The following is a 15,668-nucleotide window of genomic DNA, read 5'->3' on the forward strand; positions in this document are numbered from 1 at the left end:
CGGGTCGCCCCGGCGACTGCACGATGAGGAGGACTCCGTGCCGCTCTCGGAGCACGAGCAGCGCATGCTCGAGCAGATGGAGCGAGCGCTGTACGCCGAAGATCCCAAGTTCGCGTCAGCGCTCGAGGGAAGCGGGCTGCGTACGTACACCCGGCGGCGGGTCTACCAGGCGGTCGCAGGCTTCCTCGTGGGTATCGCGCTCCTCATGGCCGGAATGGTCGCGCAGCAGATCTGGATCAGCGTGGTGGGCTTCCTCGTCATGCTGGGCTGTGCGGTGCTCGCCGTCACCGGCTGGCGCAAGGCCCCCAAGCCGGGCGAACAGCCCGCGGGTGCCCCGCACGCCCGCCGTCAGGGACGGCCCAAGCGCTCCATGATGGACCGGATCGAGCAGCGCTGGCAGCGCCGCCGCGACGAACAGGGCCACTAGCCTCCGGCTCTCACCGACATACCTGAGGGGCGGCCACCATCCGGTGGCCGCCCCTCACGGCTGTCCGCTGTCTGCCTGGGGTGTCTGCCTCGGGGCCGCCTCAGCCCCGCTGCCCCGACGACGCCCCGCGCAGCGACGGCCGGGCCGCCGTCGCGCGCGCCCTGACGGACGCCCACCAGGCCGACGCGGCCCACAGCACCCGGACGGTCGAGCGCGGGGCGAGCAGCGCCCGCAGTCGCGTACGGCGGTTCACCGCGCCGCCGAGCGCCTCGGTCACCTGGCGCACGTCCGCGGCCAGACCCGCCGTCGGGCGCGGCCGGGGAGCGTAGAGGACCTGCTCCACGGCATCCGCCACCCGGTGCACCGCGGCCCCGGCCGCCGGGTCGAGATGCCCGAGCCGGACGATCCGGGCGGCCGCTCTGCGCGGGGTCTGCGACTCGTCCGGCAGGATGCCGAAGTCCCAGGCGCTGTCCGTCAGTTCCTGCCAGGCCGCCAGCGTGTGGGCCGCCGCGCCCTGTTCGGTGCGGGCGTGCGCGCCCAGCCGTGCCCCGCGCAGACGGGTCCGCCAGAGCATCGGTGCCAGCGGGATCAGCACGACGGCGAGCCCGCCGAGTGCCCACAGCGCGTACACCCACCGCTGCCGGTCGTCCTGGTGCTCGCCCTGCTCGGCCTGCGCCGACGGGCCGCCGCACGCCTCCAGCTTGCGCTGCCGGGCCGTGCAGCTCTCGCTCGGGGAGACCGGCACGGCGGGCGCCGCGCTCGCCTCCCGCGAGGGCCGCACCTGGTCCGGGAGGCTGCTGCCGGGCGTGTCCGACTGGGTGTACGACGGTGTCGTGCCCCGCGTCGGGGTCGGCTCGAAGCGGGTCCAGCCCACGCCCTCGAAGTACAGCTCCGGCCAGGCGTGCGCGTCCTTCAACCCGACCGACACACTGCCGTCCGCCTGCGGGGAACCGGGCGCGAACCCCACCGCGACGCGGGCCGGGATGCCCAGCGTGCGGGCCATCGCCGCCATCGCGAAGGAGAAGTGCACACAGAAGCCCTGCTTCTGTTCCAGGAACTTCGCTATGGCGCCCGGGCCCCGGCCGACCTGCACCCGGGTGTCGTACTGGAAGCCGCCCGTCACGGCGAAGTAGTTCTGGAGCTTGACCGCCTGGTCGTAGTGGCTCGTCGCGCCGTCGGTGACCTCCGCGGCGGTCCTCGCCACCACCTTGGGCAGCGAGCGCGGCACCTTGGTGTACTCCCGCAGCAGGGCCGCCGGCGGCTGCGGCGCCGTGTCCAGCTGCTCGGCGGTCGGCCGCACGTCCAGGCTGGTCACCGTGTACGTCGCGCCACGCGTGTTCTGGCCGTGGTCGCCGACGAGCGTCATGCCCACCGGCTCGTACCGCCAGTTGCCGCTGATCTTCACGCCGCTCGGCGGGTACGGCATCGGCAGCCAGTCCTGGGCGTACCAGTCCGCCGCCGTCACCGTGGTCCGCACGCTCGTGCGCTTGGTGTCCCCGCTCAGGCCGATCGGCGTGGGCAACCGGTCCGGTACGCCGACGATGTGCCGCTGGGACGGCTTCCAGGTGGTGCCGTCGAAGTCGTCCAGGGAGACGATCCGCAGATACAGGTCCGAGATGTCGTTCGTGCTGGTCCTCACGGACAGCACCTGGCGGTCCTGGTCCACGTTCAGGCTGTCGCGCAGCGACACCAGCGGGTTCACGGCGGAGATCGTGCCGCCGTTGCCGCCGCCCGCCCCGATGCCGGTGCCCGCCCCGTCCAGGAGGCCGCCGCTCATCCCGGGCAGCGCCAGCGGCACCACCAGGGCGACGCCCAGCGCGACCATGCCGATGCGGCGCCCCGTACGGACCGGGGCCACCGCGCCACCCGGCGGCTCGCCGGGCGCACGCGACGCGAAGACCCGGCCCCACTGCGAGAGCCGGTCGCGGCCCTCGGCGAGCAGCAGCATCAGATAGCCCGCGGCGGCGACCAGGAACCACAGCCAGTCGGCGCCGCCGTCGGACAGTCCGGCGGCGACGGAGTACAGCGCGAGCAGCGGCAGACCGGCCGGGGCGGCGCTGCGGTAGGTCACCGCGAGGGTGTCCACCAGCAGGCCGATCACCAGGACGCCGCCGATCAGCATCAGCCGGATGCCGTCGGACAGCGGCGCCGGTATCGCGTACCGGCTGACGTCGTCCGAGCCCTGCTGGAGCAGGTCGGCCAGGTGCCGGATGGCCTCGGGGCCGGGGATCAGCCCGGCGACGGCCTGCGCGTGGGCGAAGACCAGGGTGAGCAGCAGCAGCGTCGCCAGGGCCTGCGCCGCCACGGTCAGCGGCCGGGCCAGCGGCACCCGCCGGGTCGCCGCGCCCACGCCCGTCTGCACCGCCACCAGGAAGACCGCCTGCAACAGCCAGGTGGGCTGGTCCACCAGGGGCAGCAGCGCGCACGCCGCCATCAGCGTGGCCGCCGCGGCACACAGGGCCAGCCGTGCCCGCCCGCTCATGACAGTCCCTCCGGCCTCGTCCTCACAGCGCCTCCCCGCCGGCCACCGCGCTCAGACCCCTGCGTTCGAGGTCCGCCCGACGCCACAGGTCGGTCAGGGAAGCGCCGCGGGGGACGCTCACAGCGGTCCAGCCCGCGTCGTGCAGCATCCGCAGCCGCTCACCGTGCTCGTCCGCCGGGCCGGGGACGTCGGTGGGCTCGCGCAGCCACGCGTCACCGTCCAGCAGGAAGGCGACCGCGCCGCCGCTGCGCTGGCGCATCTTGGCGACCACCGCGGCCTGCTCCTCGTCGAGGTCGCCGAGGAAGGCCACCAGCAGCCCTTCGTTGCCGCCGCGCAGCACGTCGTACGCGAGGGACAGGCCCGCGCCGTCCGAGTGGTCGATCACCGCGAGCGTGTCCATCATCAGCCCGGCCGCGTCCGCCGTCTCCTGGCTGGCACCGGCGAACCCGTCGGCCCCCTCGCCCGGCACCACGCTTCCGGTGTCCGTCAACAACCGCACCGCGAAGCCGCGTTCGAGCATGTGCACCAGCACGGACGCCGCGCCCGACACCGCCCACTCGAAGGCCGAGTCCGGGCCCGCGCCCGCGTAGGCGATGCCCCGGGTGTCCAGCAGCACCGTGCAGCGGGAGCGCTGCGGCTGCTCCTCGCGGCGGACCATCAGCTCGCCGTAGCGCGCGGTGGAGCGCCAGTGCACCCGGCGCAGGTCGTCGCCGTAGCGGTACCCGCGCGGGATCACGTCGTCCTCGCCCGCCAGCGCCAGCGAGCGCTGCCGCCCGTCGCCGTACCCCTTGGCCTCGCCGCTCAGCCGGACCGGCGGCAGCGGTTCCACGCGCGGGATCACCGTCAGGGTGTCGTACGTAGAGAAGGAGCGGGTCAGCTCGCACATCCCGAACGGGTCGGTGAGCCGCAGTTGCAGCGGGCCCAGCGGATAGCGGCCGCGCAGGTCCGAGCGGACCCGGTAGGACACCTCGCGCCGGCCGCCCGGCTCCACCCGGTCCAGGACGAAGCGGGGCCGTGGCCCGAGGACGTACGGCACCCGGTCCTGCAGCATCAGCAGGCCGGTGGGCAGCCGCGAGACGTTGTCCATCCGCAGATGGACCCGGGCCTCGCTGCCGGCGGGCACCCGCGCGGGGGAGAGCCGGCGGCTGCCGGCCACCCGGTAGCGCGTGCGGTACAGCACGGTCGCGCAGATCAGCGGCAGCACGGCCAGCAACAGCCCGACCCGGAGCAGGTCGCTCTGGCCCAGCACATACGCGCAGATCGCGGCGGCGATGCCGGCGGCCAGGAAGGACCGCCCGCGGGTGGTCAGCCCGGCCAGCGCCGTGCGGATGCCGCCCTGCTCCCCGCGGTCGGCCTCCGCCTGGCCGGTGCCCCCCATGGCCATCACAGCCTCCGTGGGGGCTGCGAGGGATAGTCCGGAACGCCCCGGCCGAAACCGAAGCCGGTCTGCTGCGGCGCCGCCGCGGGCACCGGTGTCTGCTGGAGGATCTCCTGCACGACCTGCTCCGAGGTGCGCCGGTTGAGCTGGGCCTGGGCGGTCGGCAGCAGCCGGTGGGCCAGCACGGCGACGGCCAGGGCCTGCACGTCGTCCGGCAGCGCGTACTCCCGCCCGCTGAGGGCGGCGGACGCCTTCGCGGCGCGCAGCAGGTGCAGCGTCGCGCGCGGGGACGCGCCGAGTCTGAGGTCGGGGTGGGTGCGGGTGGCGGCGACCAGGTCCACCGCGTACCGCCGGACCGGGTCGGCGACGTGGACGCCACGCACCGCCTCTATCAGCTTCACGATCTCGTGCGCGTGCGCCACCGGCTGGAGGTCCTCCAGCGGCGAGACCCCGCCGTGCACGTCCAGCATCTGCAACTCGGCCTCGACGCTGGGGTAACCGACTGAGACCCGGGCCATGAAGCGGTCGCGCTGGGCCTCGGGCAGCGGGTAGGTGCCCTCCATCTCGACCGGGTTCTGCGTGGCCACCACCATGAACGGGCTGGGCAGTTCATAGGTCTGCCCGTCGATCGTGACCTGGCGCTCCTCCATCGACTCCAGCAGCGCGGACTGGGTCTTGGGCGAGGCGCGGTTGATCTCGTCGCCGATCACGATCTGCGCGAAGATGGCGCCCGGCTTGAACTCGAAGTCACGGCGCTGCTGGTCCCAGATGGACACACCGGTGATGTCCGAGGGCAGCAGGTCGGGCGTGAACTGGATACGCCGTACCGAACAGTCGATCGACCGCGCCAGCGCCTTGGCGAGCATCGTCTTGCCCACCCCGGGGACGTCCTCGATCAGAAGATGCCCCTCGGCGAGCAGTACGGTCAGCGAAAGCCGTACGACCTCGGGCTTGCCCTCGATCACTCCTTCCACCGAACTGCGGACCCGCTCCACAGTGGCAGTCAGATCTGTAAGGCTCGCTCGATCGTCATAGGTCGTCACCCGGCCCTCCTCGGCCCGTTCTTTTGCCGGGCCGATGCTCTGCGTACGCAGCCGGCCCACCCCAAAACACGGACACCACGCGGAAACAGTTCCGCGTGACGTCACACTCGCATTCTTGCCGCCGTTACCGATTCGTGTCACTCGCCTGTGGACAACTGCCCGCACTTTGTCGGTCTTACGACCTTTTCGACTGGACTTTCGATGCCGGCGGCGGGATTTTCGGGGCGGGCAGGACGGTCAGCCCGGGTCGACCTCGCGCAGCAGACCGGTCCTGACGTCGAAGACGAAGCCGCGCACGTCGTCGGTGTGCAGCAGGAACGGCGAGGTGCGCACCCGCTGCATCGACTGCCGTACGTCCTGGTCGACATCCCGGAAGGACTCCACCGCCCACGCCGGACGCTGGCCGACCTCCATCTCCAGCTCGGTGCGGAAGTCCTCGGTGAGGGACTCCAGGCCGCAGCCGGTGTGGTGGATGAGGACGATGCTGCGCGTCCCCAGCTTGCGCTGGCTGATGGTCAGGGAGCGGATCACGTCGTCGGTGACCACACCGCCCGCGTTGCGGATGGTGTGGCAGTCACCGAGCTCAAGGCCGAGCGCGTCGTGCAGGTCGAGCCGGGCGTCCATGCAGGCCACCACGGCGACGTGCAGAACGGGGCGGGCGTCCATGCCGGGGTCGGTGAACGCGGAGGCGTAACGCCGGTTGGCCGTCACGAGGCGGTCCGTGACCCTGTCGCCGCTGTTTATGGCGTCTTCGGATCCAGTGGGAGCTGCTGCGGAAGTCGTCATAGTCATGACGTTACTGGTCACCCGCGTTCCCGGCCTGCTGTGAGAGGGGACAAAGAACGTCATCGTGGCTTGTTGTGAGCTAACCCACACGGAGGGCAAACCCGCGCCGTACGGGTGATTCCTTTCGAATTGCGGGCCCGGCCGGGATGCGGTACGCGACGCGCAGGCCAGTTGATTGACCGCGAGACAGGGTGGACTAAAGTGACGCGAAGCGGGAGGCGACGCTCTCCCTGCTGGACTGACTTTCCCCGCGCGGCGCGTACGCACGGCCCGGCCTCCTCCCGCTCCCGGCCGGCTGACGCCTCCGGCGCCGGCAGGCCTCCCCTTCGCGAGCGGGCGGGGACCCGGCGGTGCGTACCGCCCGCGCCGCACATGAGAGGCCCCCTTGAGCCAGAGTCGACACGTCCCGGTGATGCTCCAGCGGTGCCTGGACCTGCTGGCGCCCGCCCTGGAGCGGCCGGGAGCGGTGGTCGTCGACTGCACCCTCGGCCTCGGCGGCCACAGCGAGGCGCTGCTGACCCGGTTCCCCGAGGCCCGGCTCGTCGCCCTCGACCGCGACAAGGAGGCCCTGCGGCTGTCCGGAGAGCGGCTGGCGCCGTACGGGGAGCGGGCCACCCTCGTGCACGCCGTGTACGACGAGCTTCCCGAGGTGCTGGACCGGCTCGGCATCCCGGGCGTGCAGGGCGTGCTGTTCGACCTCGGCGTCTCCTCCATGCAGCTCGACGAGGCCGACCGCGGGTTCGCCTACGCCCAGGACGCCCCTCTCGACATGCGCATGGACCAGACGACCGGTATGAGCGCCGCCGAGGTCCTCAACACCTACCCGGCCGGTGAACTCGTCCGGATACTGCGCGCGTACGGCGAGGAGAAGCAGGCCAAGCGGATCGTGGCCGCGATCGTGCGGGAGCGCGAGAAGGAGCCCTTCTCCCACAGCGCCCGGCTGGTCGAGCTGATCCGGGACGCCCTGCCGCAGGCCGCCAAGCGCACCGGCGGCAACCCGGCCAAGCGCACCTTCCAGGCCCTGCGCATCGAGGTCAACGGCGAACTCTCCGTCCTGGAGCGGGCGATCCCGGCCGCGGTGAAGGCGCTCCAGGTGGGCGGGCGGATCGCCGTGCTGTCGTACCACTCGCTCGAGGACCGTCTGGTCAAGCAGGTGTTCGCGGCCGGCGCCGCCACCACCGCACCGCCCGGCCTGCCGGTCGTCCCCGAGCGCTACCAGCCCCGGCTCAAGCTGCTCACGCGCGGTGCCGAACTTCCCACCGAGGAAGAGATCGCCGAGAACCGCCGGGCCGCTCCGGCACGGCTGCGCGGGGCCCAGCGCATCAGGGAGGACGTCGAGTGAGCGAGCTGGGTCGGCCGGATCCCCGGACTCAGTCGGTCGGGTCCCCGAACTCACCGGAGGGCACGTGAGCAGGAAACCCGAGCTGAGGGGGCGGGCGGCCCGGCTCGCGCGGCTCTTCCCGGCGGGGCCGGGACAGGCGGCGCGCACCCCGTTCGTGCTCCTCGTCGTCCTGCTCCTCGGTGGCGGCCTCATCGGACTGCTCGTACTGAACTCGGCGCTCAGCGAGGGGTCGTTCAAACTCGACGACCTGCAGAAGCAGACCAAGAACCTCACCGACGAGCAGCAGGCCCTCCAGCGGGACATCGACGCCTTCTCCGCTCCCGACGCCCTCCAGCGCCGTGCCCGGGAACTCGGCATGGTGCCCGGCGGCGACCCGGCCTTCCTCGACCCGAACGGCACCGTCAAGGGCGTCCCCAGCCCCGCCGTCGCCGACCGGCCCGCCGCCCCCGCCGTCCCCCTCGCGGCCCCCGCCACCACACCCCCACCCGCACCCACCCCACCGCCCCCCGCGCCGCCCACCCCTTCGGCGCCCACCCCCGCGCCGCCCGCCCCTTCGGTGTCCGCCGTCCCGGCGCCCGTGGTGGCCCCCGCCGCCCCCCAGCCCGCCACGACCACGACCCCCGGCAGGTGACGGAAGTGTCCGACAGGGAACCGCCGCGCCGCCGTGTGCCCGGCCCCGCCAAGCCGCCCCGGCCCCGTACCGCGGACGGTGGGGGTGTCAGGCGTCCCGGTCCCGGGGCCCGGCCGGCCCGGCGTCCGAGCCGGCCGCGGCCGCCGGCTCCCCGTACGATCCGGCTCGGCAGCCCGCGCCCGCGTCTGCGCATGGTGAGCCTCGCGCTGACCCTGGTGCTGCTCGCCTTCGTCGTACGTCTGCTGCAGGTCCAGGCCGTCGACGCGAGCGCGTACACCGCCAAGGCCGAGCAGAACCGGTACGTGGTCCACACCCTGGCCGCCGAGCGCGGCGGGATCACCGACCGCAACGGGGTGGCCCTCGCGATCAGCGAGGACGCCTACGACCTCACGGCCGACCCCACCATGTTCACCCGCAAGCAGCTGGGCATCGACGACGGCCCCGAACAGGCGGCGGCCCTGCTCGCCCCGATCCTGGGCCAGGACCAGGCCGCGCTGGTGAAGAAGCTGCGGCCCGCGAACAAGGGCCTGCGGTATGTGAAGCTGGCGAGCCGCCAGACCCCGGAGGTCTGGAACCAGATCAAGGACCTGAGGACCGCGCTCACCAAGAAGGCGGCCACGGACCACTCCACCGTCAACGTCCTCGCCGGCGTCTTCTCCGACCCCAGCAGCAAGCGCGTGTACCCCAACCGCGACCTCGCCGCCGGGATACTGGGCTGGGTCAACGCCGACGGCAAGGGCGGCGGCGGCATCGAGCAGCAGCTGAACAAGCGGCTGACCGGCAAGGACGGCAAGGTCCGCTACGCCCAGTCCGGCGGCCGTCAGGTGCCCACCGTCGGCTCCACGGAGACCCCCGCCGTGCCCGGCTCCGACGTCGAGCTCACCATCGACCGCGACATCCAGTGGGCCGCGCAGAACGCCATCACCGAGCAGGTGAAGAAGTCCAAGGCGGACCGCGGTTACGTGATCGTCCAGGACACCCGGACCGGCCAGATCCTGGCCATGGCCAACTCGCCCGGCTTCGACCCCAACGACCTGGCGAAGGCCGACGGCGCGGCGATGGGCAACGCGGCCGTCCAGGACGCGTACGAGCCCGGTTCCACCGCCAAGGTCATGTCGATGGCGGCCGTACTGGAGCAGAACGTCGCCACCCCGCTGACGCATGTCGTCGTACCCAACCGGCTGCACCGCGGCGACCGGCTCTTCCAGGACGACATCGACCACGCGACCTGGTACCTCACGCTCAACGGCGTGCTGGCCAAGTCCAGCAACATCGGCACCATCCTGGCCACCGGCCAGCTCGGCAAGACACAGCCGCAGGCCAACAAGGTGCTCTACTCCTATCTGCGCAAGTTCGGCCTCGGCAGCTACAGCGGGCTCGGCTTCCCCGGCGAGACCAAGGGCATCCTGGCCCCGGCCGGCAAGTGGTCCACGTCGCAGCAGTACACGATTCCTTTCGGCCAGGGCATGTCCCTGAACGCCATGCAGGCGGCCTCCGTCTACTCCACCGTCGCCAACGGCGGCGTCCGCGTCCAGCCGACCCTGGTGCGCGGCACCAAGGGCGCCGACGGCCGCTTCGTACCCGCGCCGAAGCCCAAGAAGACGCGGGTGATCAGCGAGAAGACCGCCAAGACCCTCGCCAGGATGCTGGAGTCGGTGGTGGACGACGAGCAGGGCACCGGCATCAAGGCACGCATCCCGGGGTACCGGGTGGCCGGCAAGACCGGTACGGCCAACCGTGTGGATCCGGCCACCGGCAAGTACCGCGGCTACACGTCGTCGTTCGCCGGATTCGCACCCGCGGACAACCCGCGCGTCACCGTCTACTGCGCGATCCAGAACGCCACGACCGGCAGCTACTTCGGCGGCCAGATCTGCGGCCCCATCTACAAGCAGGTGATGGAGTTCGCGCTGAAGACCCTGCAGATCCCGCCGACCGGTGCCAAGGCCGCGAACCTGCCCGTCGACTTCAAGCCCTGATCAGGAAGACCCCGTGACAACGATCACTCCCGATCCCGGGAAACCCGGTGCCCCCCGCCCCTCGCTTCGCTCCCAAGAGGGTGCGCCCGGTACGCTCACCGCCGTGCCACACGCTGATCAGTCCCAAACCACCCAGAAGGGCGCTTCCGTGACCTATCCGGGACCGCCGCGACCGGCTCAGGCCTCCGCCACACCCCTGGCGGAGCTCGCCGATCAGCTGGGTGCCGAACGACCGGAGAGCGACGCGCGGGTCACGGGCATCACCCACGACTCGCGCGCCGTCCGCCCCGGCGACCTGTACGCCGCCCGCCCCGGCGAGCGCGTGCACGGCGCCGACTTCGTCGCCCAGGCCGCAGGTCTCGGCGCGGTCGCCGTGCTGACCGACCCGTCCGGCGCCGAGCGCGCCGCCGCGACCGGTCTGCCGGTCCTGGTCGTGGACGACCCGCGCGCGCGGATGGGCGAACTGGCGGCCACGATCTACGGCCACCCCGGCCGGGACCTGCTCCAGATCGGCATCACCGGCACCTCGGGCAAGACCACCACCGCCTACCTCGTCGAGGGCGGGCTGAAGACGGTGAGGTCCACCGGGCTGATCGGCACGGTCGAGACGCGCATCGGCGACGAGCGCATCAAGTCCGAGCGCACCACCCCCGAAGCCACCGACCTGCAGGCGCTGTTCGCCGTCATGCGCGAGCGCGACGTCGAGGCGGTCGCCATGGAGGTCTCCAGCCACGCCCTGGTCCTCGGCCGGGTCGACGGCTGCGTGTTCGACATCGCCGTCTTCACCAACCTCAGCCCGGAACACATGGAGTTCCACTCCGGCATGGAGGACTACTTCCAGGCCAAGGCGCAGCTGTTCACCCCTCTGCGCAGCAAACTCGGCGTGGTCAACATCGACGACGACTACGGCCGCCGGCTCGCCGGGGAGGCGACCGTCCCGGTGGTCACCTACTCCGCCGAGGGCCACCCCGACGCCGACTGGCGCGCCCAGGACGTGCACGTCGGCCCGACGGACTCGACGTTCACCGTGCTCGGCCCGCGGGGTGAGCGGATCACCGCCAAGGCTCCGCTGCCGGGCACCTTCAACGTGGCGAACACCCTCGCCGCCATCGTCGCCCTCGCCGCCGCCGGCCTGGACCCGCAGGCCGCCGCCGACGGCATCGCCGCCGTACCGGGTGTGCCGGGCCGCCTCGAACGGGTGGACGCCGGACAGCCGTATCTGGCCGTCGTCGACTACGCCCACAAGACCGACGCGGTCGAGTCGGTGCTCAGGGCCCTGCGCAAGGTCACCAAGGGCCGTCTGCACGTCGTCCTCGGCTGCGGCGGCGACCGCGACACCACCAAGCGCGCCCCGATGGGCGCCGCCGTGGCCCGGCTCGCCGACACGGCCGTACTGACCTCCGACAACCCCCGCTCCGAGGACCCTCTCGCGATCCTGGCGACCATGCTCCAGGGCGCGGCGTCCGTGCCCGCGCACGAGCGCGGTGAGGTGGCCCTCTTCGAGGACCGCGCAGCCGCGATCGCCGACGCCGTGGGCCGGGCGCAGCCCGGGGACACCGTGCTGGTCGCGGGCAAGGGCCATGAGCAGGGCCAGGACATCGCCGGCGTGATCCGTCCCTTCGACGACCGCCAGGTGCTTCGCGAAGCTATCCAGAAGACCCAGGGATGAACTTGTGATCGCCCTCTCCCTCGCCGAGATCGCAGCAGTCGTCGGCGGGCAGACGCACGACATACCGGATCCGTCCGTCCAGGTCACCGGGCCCGTGGTCCGGGACTCCCGGGAGGCGGGCCCGGGCAGCCTGTTCGTCGCCTTCGTCGGCGAGCGCGTCGACGGCCACGACTTCGCGGCGCAGGTGGTGGCGGCGGGCGCGGTCGCCGTCCTGGCCTCCCGCCCCGTCGGTGTGCCCGCGATCGTCGTCGAAGACGTCCAGAGCGCCCTCGGCGCCCTCGCCCGGCACGTCGTACGACGGCTCGGCGCGACCCTCGTCGCCCTCACCGGCTCCGCGGGCAAGACCAGCACCAAGGACCTGATCGCCCAGGTGCTCCGGCGCAAGGCGCCGACCGTGTTCACGCCCGGCTCCCTCAACAACGAGATCGGGCTGCCGCTGACCGCCCTGAGCGCCACCGAGGAGACGAGGTTCCTCGTCCTGGAGATGGGCGCCCGCGGGATCGGCCACATCCGCTACCTCACCGAGCTGACGCCGCCCAGGGTCGGACTCGTGCTGAACGTCGGCACCGCCCACATCGGCGAGTTCGGCGGGCGCGAGCAGATCGCACAGGCGAAGGGCGAACTGGTCGAGGCGCTCCCGGAAGACGGTGCGGCGATCCTCAACGCCGACGACCCGTTGGTCCGGGCCATGGCCTCCCGTACCAAGGCGAAGGTGATCCTTTTCGGAGAGTCGGCCGAAGCGGACGTACGCGCCGAGAACGTACGACTCACGGACAGCGGACAGCCCGCCTTCAGGCTTCACACACCCTCCGGTGCATGCGATGTGACCATGCGCCTGTACGGTGAGCACCACGTGTCGAACGCGCTCGCCGCGGCCGCCGTCGCCCATGAGCTGGGCATGTCCGCGGAAGAGATCGCCACCGCGCTCTCGGAGGCGGGCTCCCTCTCCCGCTGGCGGATGGAGGTCACCGAGCGCCCGGACGGCGTGACCGTCGTCAACGACGCCTACAACGCCAACCCGGAGTCCATGCGGGCCGCCCTGCGCGCCCTGGCTGCCATGGGCCGGGGGCGGCGGACCTGGGCGGTGCTCGGCAAGATGGCCGAGCTCGGGGACGAGGCGCTCGCCGAGCACGACGCGGTCGGGCGGCTCGCCGTCCGGCTCAACGTCAGCAAGCTCGTCGCGGTCGGGGGGATCGAAGCCTCCTGGCTGCAACTGGGCGCATATAACGAGGGTTCGTGGGGTGAGGAGTCGGTGCACGTGTCCGACGCACAGGCGGCGGTCGAGCTGTTGCGCAGCGAGTTGCGCCCGGGAGACGTCGTTCTCGTGAAGGCGTCCCGTTCGGTGGGGCTGGAGGGCGTCGCCCAGGCGCTGCTCGAGACCGGTGCCGAGGGTGAGGTTTCCGCCCGATGATGAAGCAGATCCTGTTCGCAGGAGTCATTGGCCTCTTCCTGACCCTGGTCGGCACCCCGCTGCTGATCAAACTCCTCGCGCGCAAGGGCTACGGCCAGTACATCCGCGACGACGGCCCGCGTGAGCACGCCAGCAAGCGCGGTACACCGACCATGGGCGGTATCGCCTTCATCCTGGCGACGGTCGCCGCCTACTTCCTGTCCAAGGTGATCACGAGCTGGACCACCGAGCGGGCGGCCACGCCGACCTTCTCCGGTCTGCTGGTCCTCGGCCTGATGGTCGGCATGGGCCTGGTCGGCTTCCTGGACGACTACATCAAGATCGTCAAGCGGCGTTCGCTGGGTCTGCGGGCCAAGGCGAAGATGGCCGGCCAGCTGATCGTCGGCATCGCCTTCGCGGTCCTGTCGCTCCAGTTCGCGGACGCCCGCGGCAACACCCCGGCCTCCACCAAGCTGTCCTTCATCACCGACTTCGGCTGGTCGATCGGCCCGGTGCTGTTCGTCGTCTGGGCGCTGTTCATGATCCTGGCGATGTCGAACGGCGTGAACCTGACCGACGGTCTGGACGGTCTGGCCACCGGCGCCTCCGTGCTGGTCTTCGGCGCCTACACGTTCATCGGCGTCTGGCAGTTCCAGGAGTCCTGCGCCAACGCGACGACACTGACCAACCCGGGCGCCTGCTACGAGGTGCGCGACCCGCTCGACCTGGCCGTGGTCGCCTCCGCGCTGATGGGTTCCTGCCTCGGCTTCCTGTGGTGGAACACCTCGCCGGCGAAGATCTTCATGGGCGACACCGGCTCGCTCGCCCTCGGCGGTGTCCTCACGGGCCTGGCCATCCTCTCCCGCACGGAGCTGCTGGTGGCCATCATGGGCGGTCTGTTCGTCCTCATCACCATGTCGGTCGTCATCCAGGTCGGCTCCTTCCGGCTCACCGGCAAGCGCGTCTTCCGGATGGCGCCACTCCAGCACCACTTCGAACTCAAGGGCTGGTCCGAGGTACTTGTGGTGGTCCGATTCTGGATCATCCAGGGCATCTGTGTGATCGTCGGACTGGGCCTCTTCTACGCGGGATGGGCAGCGGACAAGTGACCGACTGGCAGGGGAAGAACGTCACCGTCGCCGGACTCGGCGTCTCCGGCGTCCCGGCGGCCAAGGTGCTGCACGGGCTGGGCGCGCGGGTCACCGTCGTCAACGACGGCGACGACGAACGCGCGCGGACCCAGGCCGCCGAACTCCGCGAACTGGGCGTCACCGTGCGCCTCGGCGACGGCGACACCCTGCCCGAAGGCACCGAACTCATCGTCACCGCGCCCGGCTGGAAGCCGGACAAGCCGCTGTTCGCGGCGGCGGCCGAAGCGGACGTCCCCGTCTGGGGCGACGTCGAGCTGGCCTGGCGGCTGAGGGGTCCCGACGCCGCCCCCTGGCTGGCCGTCACCGGCACCAACGGCAAGACCACGACCGTGCAGATGCTCGCCTCCATCCTCAAGGCGGCGGGCCTGCGCACGGCGGCCGTGGGCAACATCGGCGTCTCGCTGCTGGACGCCGTGCTCGGCGACGAGGAGTACGACGTCCTGGCCGTGGAGCTGTCCAGTTACCAGCTGCACTGGGCGCCCTCCCTGCGCGCGCACTCGGCGGCGGTGCTGAACATCGCCCCCGACCACCTCGACTGGCACGGCTCCATGGAGGCCTACGCCGCCGACAAGGGCCGTATCTACGAGGGCAATCGGATCGCCTGCGTCTACAACGTCGCCGACAAGCTCACCGAGGACCTGGTGCGCGAGGCGGACGTCGAGGAGGGCTGCCGGGCCGTCGGCTTCACCCTCGGCACCCCCGCGCCGTCCCAACTGGGCGTGGTGGACGGCATCCTGGTCGACCGCGCCTTCGTCGAGAACCGGCAGAAGAACGCCCAGGAGCTCGCCGAGGTCTCCGACGTCAACCCGCCCGCCCCGCACAACATCGCCAACGCCCTTGCCGCGGCGGCCCTCGCACGCGCCTTCGGAGTGCCTCCGCAGGCCGTACGGGACGGCCTCAGGGCCTTCACCCCGGACGCCCACCGCATCGCGCACGTGGCCGACGTGGCGGGCGTGGCGTACGTCGACGACTCGAAGGCCACCAACACCCACGCCGCGGAAGCGTCGTTGGCGGCATACGAGTCGATCGTGTGGATCGCCGGCGGCCTGGCGAAGGGCGCCACCTTCGACGAACTGGTCGCCAAGTCGGCCAAGCGACTTCGCGGGGCCGTCCTCATCGGCGCCGATCGCGCCCTGATCCGCGAGGCCCTCGCGCGACACGCGCCGGAAGTACCCGTCGTCGACCTCGACCGGACCGACACTGGGGCGATGCTCCAGGCGGTGACGGAAGCCAAGCGGCTCGCGCAGCCCGGCGACACGGTGCTGCTGGCCCCGGCCTGCGCCTCCATGGACATGTTCACCAACTACAACCAGCGCGGTGACGCGTTCGCGGAGGCGGTTCGCGAACTCGGCGCGGGCGCCTGACGGCGGGTCCCGTCCACAGCGGGTGC

At 71.9% G+C, this 15,668-nt stretch carries 12 protein-coding genes; 8 read left to right on the top strand and 4 right to left on the bottom strand.

The features are described from left to right. Positions 1 to 37: 37 nt before the first annotated feature. Positions 38 to 427 carry a DUF3040 domain-containing protein gene (locus tag ACZ7L0_RS09465; RefSeq protein ID WP_355934871.1) on the top strand — a complete coding sequence of 130 codons (390 nt, stop codon included), beginning with the start codon at positions 38 to 40 and terminating at the stop codon, positions 425 to 427. 100 nt (positions 428 to 527) lie between these two features. On the opposite strand, the gene ACZ7L0_RS09470 is transcribed toward ACZ7L0_RS09465, so the two are convergent. The 4 genes from ACZ7L0_RS09470 to ACZ7L0_RS09485 all read right to left on the bottom strand — a co-directional run bounded on the left by ACZ7L0_RS09470 (position 528) and on the right by ACZ7L0_RS09485 (position 6,179). Continuing rightward, on the bottom strand, positions 528 to 2,909 hold the full coding sequence (locus tag ACZ7L0_RS09470) for a transglutaminase TgpA family protein (RefSeq protein WP_471241846.1): 2,382 nt from the start codon (positions 2,907 to 2,909) through the stop codon (positions 528 to 530). 22 nt (positions 2,910 to 2,931) lie between these two features. Then, positions 2,932 to 4,293, bottom strand: a complete 1,362-nt coding sequence (locus ACZ7L0_RS09475) for a DUF58 domain-containing protein (RefSeq protein WP_471241847.1) — start codon at positions 4,291 to 4,293, stop codon at positions 2,932 to 2,934. Further along, positions 4,293 to 5,330, bottom strand: coding sequence for an AAA family ATPase (locus ACZ7L0_RS09480; protein ID WP_471241848.1), 1,038 nt, complete (start codon positions 5,328 to 5,330; stop codon positions 4,293 to 4,295). Before ACZ7L0_RS09480 ends, ACZ7L0_RS09475 begins: the two co-directional genes overlap by 1 nt. A gap of 237 nt (positions 5,331 to 5,567) precedes the next feature. Continuing rightward, positions 5,568 to 6,179, bottom strand: a complete 612-nt coding sequence (locus ACZ7L0_RS09485; RefSeq protein WP_471241849.1) for a beta-class carbonic anhydrase — start codon at positions 6,177 to 6,179, stop codon at positions 5,568 to 5,570. Positions 6,180 to 6,501: 322 nt separating this feature from the next. Here ACZ7L0_RS09485 and rsmH point away from each other — a divergent pair, with 322 nt between their 5' ends. From rsmH to murD, 7 genes are all read left to right on the top strand, one after another. Continuing rightward, entirely contained in the window at positions 6,502 to 7,458 is a 957-nt protein-coding gene (gene rsmH, locus ACZ7L0_RS09490) for a 16S rRNA (cytosine(1402)-N(4))-methyltransferase RsmH (RefSeq protein WP_471241850.1), read from the top strand. 64 nt (positions 7,459 to 7,522) lie between these two features. Continuing rightward, positions 7,523 to 8,089 carry a cell division protein FtsL gene (ftsL, locus tag ACZ7L0_RS09495; protein WP_471241851.1) on the top strand — a complete coding sequence of 189 codons (567 nt, stop codon included), beginning with the start codon at positions 7,523 to 7,525 and terminating at the stop codon, positions 8,087 to 8,089. A 5-nt stretch (positions 8,090 to 8,094) separates the two neighbouring features. Beyond that, a complete protein-coding gene (locus ACZ7L0_RS09500) occupies positions 8,095 to 10,068 on the top strand; it encodes a peptidoglycan D,D-transpeptidase FtsI family protein (RefSeq protein ID WP_471241852.1) in 1,974 nt (657 codons plus the stop codon). A gap of 148 nt (positions 10,069 to 10,216) precedes the next feature. Further along, a complete protein-coding gene (locus ACZ7L0_RS09505; RefSeq protein ID WP_471241853.1) occupies positions 10,217 to 11,737 on the top strand; it encodes a UDP-N-acetylmuramoyl-L-alanyl-D-glutamate--2,6-diaminopimelate ligase in 1,521 nt (506 codons plus the stop codon). Between the two features lie 4 nt (positions 11,738 to 11,741). Then, on the top strand, positions 11,742 to 13,148 hold the full coding sequence (locus ACZ7L0_RS09510) for a UDP-N-acetylmuramoyl-tripeptide--D-alanyl-D-alanine ligase (protein ID WP_471241854.1): 1,407 nt from the start codon (positions 11,742 to 11,744) through the stop codon (positions 13,146 to 13,148). Next, positions 13,148 to 14,236: a phospho-N-acetylmuramoyl-pentapeptide-transferase gene (mraY, locus tag ACZ7L0_RS09515; protein WP_471242201.1), complete on the top strand. Its 1,089-nt coding sequence runs from the start codon at positions 13,148 to 13,150 to the stop codon at positions 14,234 to 14,236. Before ACZ7L0_RS09510 ends, mraY begins: the two co-directional genes overlap by 1 nt. Further along, the gene (gene murD, locus ACZ7L0_RS09520) at positions 14,218 to 15,642 is read left to right on the top strand and encodes a UDP-N-acetylmuramoyl-L-alanine--D-glutamate ligase (RefSeq protein WP_471241855.1); all 1,425 of its coding nucleotides are present in this window, start codon (positions 14,218 to 14,220) and stop codon (positions 15,640 to 15,642) included. Before mraY ends, murD begins: the two co-directional genes overlap by 19 nt. Positions 15,643 to 15,668 lie beyond the last annotated feature (26 nt).

The sequence above is a fragment of the Streptomyces sp. NPDC039424 genome, from assembly GCF_055639495.1.